This window comes from Methylobacterium sp. CCH5-D2 (assembly GCF_001556475.1).
Lineage (GTDB): Bacteria > Pseudomonadota > Alphaproteobacteria > Rhizobiales > Beijerinckiaceae > Methylobacterium > Methylobacterium hispanicum.
This window is the reverse complement of the sequence record NZ_LSIX01000636.1, coordinates 1-490: the sequence shown is the minus strand read 5'-3', so window position 1 is coordinate 490 and position 490 is coordinate 1. Positions and strand designations below refer to the sequence as shown.

1 pseudogene is annotated in these 490 nt (G+C 71.8%); it reads right to left on the bottom strand.

Going from position 1 to position 490, the window contains the following annotated elements:
• Nucleotides 1-125: 125 nt before the first annotated feature.
• Nucleotides 126-490: pseudogene (locus AX737_RS17015) on the bottom strand (ACT domain-containing protein); the annotation flags it as partial.

The window sequence follows — 490 nt, the reverse complement described above, 5'->3', positions numbered from 1 at the left end:
TCACCCGGCTCTCTGCGAGAGCAGACCTCTCCCGCACGGGAGAGGGGACCCGCGCTCGAGCCGGAGAGGATCGGCGCGGAAGGCGAGCGCTCGGCGGACCCGAACGCTTCACCCGGCAAGCCGCCTCAGCCCCGCTCGTAGAGCAGGCGCGCCCGCACCGTGCCCTCGATGGCGGCCAGTTCCCCCAGCACCGCGTCGGGGTCGGCCAGCCCCGCATCGGTGTCGATCACCACGTAGCCGAGATCGCCGTCGGTCTGCAGCATCTGGCCGGCGATGTTGATGCGCGCGCGCGCGAACACGTCGTTGATGCGGCCCAGCACGCCTGGCAGGTTGCGGTGCAGGTGCGCGAAGCGCGCCCCGCCGGGCCGGGTGCTGATGAAGGCCTGCGGGAAGTTGACGGCGCCCACCGTCGAGCCGATGTCGGAATAGTCCACGAGCTTGCGGGCGACCTCGGAGCCGATGCGCTCCTGCGCTTCTTCCGTCGAGCCGC